Origin of the sequence: Streptomyces sp. NPDC048275 (genome assembly GCF_040652275.1) — a bacterium.
Lineage (GTDB): Bacteria > Actinomycetota > Actinomycetes > Streptomycetales > Streptomycetaceae > Streptomyces.
The window spans coordinates 1-3142 of record NZ_JBEZLR010000222.1; the positions used below are offsets into that span (position 1 = coordinate 1).

Below are 3142 nucleotides of genomic sequence, written 5' to 3' on the forward strand. Positions count from 1 at the left end.
ACGCCCTCGCGGCCCTCCAGGCTCGAGTCCTTGCCCAAACAGGCGAGCCCCACAACAAGATCAAGACGACGTGTTAATGATCTGCAAGCCCTTAGTTACCGAGCGGGGCCGGCCGCCCGGGCTCCTGCCCGTAGTAACCGGCAGATGCCCCCGGCGTATACGCAGCGGCTGCCGCCGACCGCCCGCCCCGCAACGACGATCGCCCGGTCCCCACTGGGCGTCGGCATCACTGCACCCGGGTCACCAGCAGGCTCCCCCGTGCGCTCCCCATGTTGCGCAAGGTGATATCGAACAGGAACTCTCCTGCACCGGGACGCAGGACAGCCGACTGCCCGGGTGTGAGCGCTTGTTCTCTGCTCTGTTCGCGGATGCCCTGCCTGGCCCCCTTGATGACCGTCACCAGCACGGCAGAGCTCCCGGTGTTGCGCACCGTCACGGCTGTGGTCTGCAGGCACCGATGGCCGCTGGTGTCCGTGGTCCGGCAGACATAGCGCAGGTCACCGAATCCGTTGGTTCCGCAGGAAAGCTCCATACCCTGCGCGAGTGTGGAGCTGCAGTCTCGGCCCACGGCTACGCGACCGCCTGTGTCCTGCCCGCCAGCCTGGTCGCAGGCGGCCGCGCCCCCTGTTGCTGCCAGAGCCAGCAGGGTCAGCCATCCCCGTGTCAAGGACCGCATGCGACGGGACGTCTGAGACCTGGGCAGGCGGGGGGCGGATCTGTCGTTCACATCTGTCCTTGGGATGTTCAGTCGTGGGTTGTGCTGATCCCTGTTGTCTTCGAGGCCGCGCCGACGGGGCCCGGTCGTACGCCGGGCAGGAACACCCATGAGCCGACTGTCATTGATGCATGAGGAGCGTCACGACCGCTCCAAGGTGCATTGGGGTATGCGGGTTGCCCGTGTCCCGTCGCAGCCCCGGCATGTCGCACGTGAGCGACCGGAGGGCGCAGACAAGCAAGTACAGCACCAGTATCCCCGTGCCTGCGTCGTGGGTTCCTGGGCCCCCATCGAGTGACCGGCATGGACCGCCAGAACCTCGTGTCCCGAACCTGCCATCGGGCGTGCCATCCAGGCCATCGCGGCCATGCCGGCCGCGGACGGCAAACTCCGTGCCACCGCGGGCAGTCTTTCCCCGCGACGCCGACTGAGCGCGGACAGGGGGAACCACAGTGCTGCGGCCGCGAACAGCGCTGTCAGCATGGAGCACACGACATCGGTAGCGCTCATGCTTCTCGCGCCCTCCCACAGAGTGGGTCCGCTTCGGTCGAAGCCGACCTGCCCTGAACAGGAAGCCGCAGGTCAGTTCACGGGCGCGGAGCACGCAGATGGGCCCGCTGTGCCAGTTCCTCCTCGTCGACCAGGGTGAGCATCGGCTGACCCGGCGCACACAGCATGGCCACGACGAACCGGCACGGCGCGTCCGTTCGGGCGTTGCCGTCCTGGTAATGGATCACGTCACCGCCCGGCTCCCAGAACGTCTCACCGGCCTTGACCACGCGTTCCGGCTCTCCCTCCAGCTCAAAGCGCACCTCGCCCTCGATCACGTAGCCGAACGCCGGCCCGGAGTGGCGGTGCGGAGGGGTGCCGGGGTCACCGGGCTGCCACTCGACCAGGATGGTCATAGCCGAGGCACCCTCGGGGACGGTGAGCGGATCGGTGTCCTGCAGCATCTTCGCTGCGGTCTTCCACGCCTCGGAACGAGGATTCTCGTTGGTCTCCCCCGCCGAGTTCTTGCTTGACACTGTGTTGCACCTCCGTTGTTGTTGCCCTGCATGAGGCCAGATGACAGTGTGCCGTCAGATGGTGAGAGTGGTGTACCGACATCCCTCGCCTGACGGTGACAGCGTCCGTGCGTTTCAGGCGTTCTCACCCGACTGTCTCAAGGTGATGACCGAGTACGTCCTGCTTCTGTGACAGGTCTCGCTGCTCCAGAGCTCCGCTCGAAGCGGAGGCCGAATCCCGGCCTGCATGGATTACCTCCGCGCAGCAACGAAGGCCGCGGCGTTCAGTGGGATCGGCCCCGCCCGTTGGACGAGGGCGGAGACACGGGGCAATCAGGCGAGGTGTCAGCGGCTGTCACAAGAGGGATGACTTGTCGGTCAACTGGTTGTCTCGAACCCGGGGCACCCACAACATGAAGGTGAACAAAATATGGCATTTTGTCTAGTTGGTTCGGCAGGCTCTGCCCCTAGTCGGCCGTCTCACATCGCGTGTCGGCGTGAGATGCCGACGCCGACGGACGCCGGCCTGCCCGCATCAATGCCGGCACCGCGCACGGCCGTGTACTGCGACCTTGACGGAGTCATGCGGTGACCGAGCAGATCCGTTTGCCCAATCTGAGCACCGACAAGGACTTCGACGGAGAGTCCTTCGCGCCCATCTACACCACGACGGTAACGGTGAGCGGTGGGATGGCGAGTCACGGGCGGGCCTCGGGGAAAGCACGCTCGTCCGACGGCGCCCTGGATCTCGACCTGCGCATGCCTGCCGAACTGGGAGGAGACGGCCGGGGAACGAATCCTGAGCAGCTGTTCGCCGCCGGCTTCGCCGCCTGCTTCCACGGAGCACTGAGCCTGGTGGCACGACAGGCAGCGCTCGACCCCGCCGCGATCTCCGTGGAGGCAACCGTGGCGTTCGGGCGGGATCCGGGAGACGGCGGCTACTTGTTGCATGTCGACCTGGTGGTCAAGTGGCCGGACGTCGATCCTGAGATCGCCGCTCCGCTCCTGGAGAAGGCCGATTCGCTGTGCCCTTACGCGAGGATGGCCTGGCAGGGAACGCCGACGACCATCACGCTGGCTTCCTGAGTCGGCACATCTGCGATCGTCCGAGCTGAAGAACACGCGGCCCCGTCAGAAGGGCACCGGCTGTCACCTGCTCATGCGCATGCCGTCTCAGGCTGTTTGCCGTAGCCGTCGTGCGCATGTCTTCTTGCTCGGCGCCAACACCAGCCTCCGCTGCACAACCGCTGTCGCTGTCTCGGCCGCCGCGCACAAGTCCACCTGTGGGCTGACGCACGACACCCCATGAGAGGCTGGACGGCATGGGCCGAGGCCGTGTCCCGCGACGTGGTGTAGGGGATCAAGAGCTACGCGTTCCGGTTCGAGACCCGTGGCGATCTCTGCGGAGACTGCAGCCCACGAA

General features: G+C 66.2%; 4 protein-coding genes. 1 reads left to right on the top strand and 3 read right to left on the bottom strand.

Annotated features, from left to right (window positions below):
* Positions 1 to 226: 226 nt before the first annotated feature.
* The 3 genes from AB0D57_RS47405 to AB0D57_RS47415 all read right to left on the bottom strand — a co-directional run bounded on the left by AB0D57_RS47405 (position 227) and on the right by AB0D57_RS47415 (position 1668).
* On the bottom strand, positions 227 to 436 hold the full coding sequence (locus tag AB0D57_RS47405) for a hypothetical protein (protein ID WP_362088720.1): 210 nt from the start codon (positions 434 to 436) through the stop codon (positions 227 to 229).
* Between the two features lie 420 nt (positions 437 to 856).
* Entirely contained in the window at positions 857 to 1225 is a 369-nt protein-coding gene (locus AB0D57_RS47410) for a DUF5134 domain-containing protein (protein WP_362088721.1), read from the bottom strand.
* 77 nt (positions 1226 to 1302) lie between these two features.
* The gene (locus AB0D57_RS47415; RefSeq protein ID WP_362088723.1) at positions 1303 to 1668 is read right to left on the bottom strand and encodes a cupin domain-containing protein; all 366 of its coding nucleotides are present in this window, start codon (positions 1666 to 1668) and stop codon (positions 1303 to 1305) included.
* Between the two features lie 639 nt (positions 1669 to 2307).
* Here AB0D57_RS47415 and AB0D57_RS47420 point away from each other — a divergent pair.
* Positions 2308 to 2805, top strand: coding sequence for an Ohr family peroxiredoxin (locus tag AB0D57_RS47420; protein ID WP_362088722.1), 498 nt, complete (start codon positions 2308 to 2310; stop codon positions 2803 to 2805).
* Positions 2806 to 3142 lie beyond the last annotated feature (337 nt).

Bases quoted from the DNA above. Each gene is read 5' to 3' on its own strand.
- AB0D57_RS47410 (WP_362088721.1), bottom strand. From the start codon at position 1,225: ATGAGCGCTACCGATGTCGTGTGCTCCATGCTGACAGCGCTGTTCGCG.
- AB0D57_RS47415 (WP_362088723.1), bottom strand. From the start codon at position 1,668: ATGCTGCAGGACACCGATCCGCTCACCGTCCCCGAGGGTGCCTCGGCT.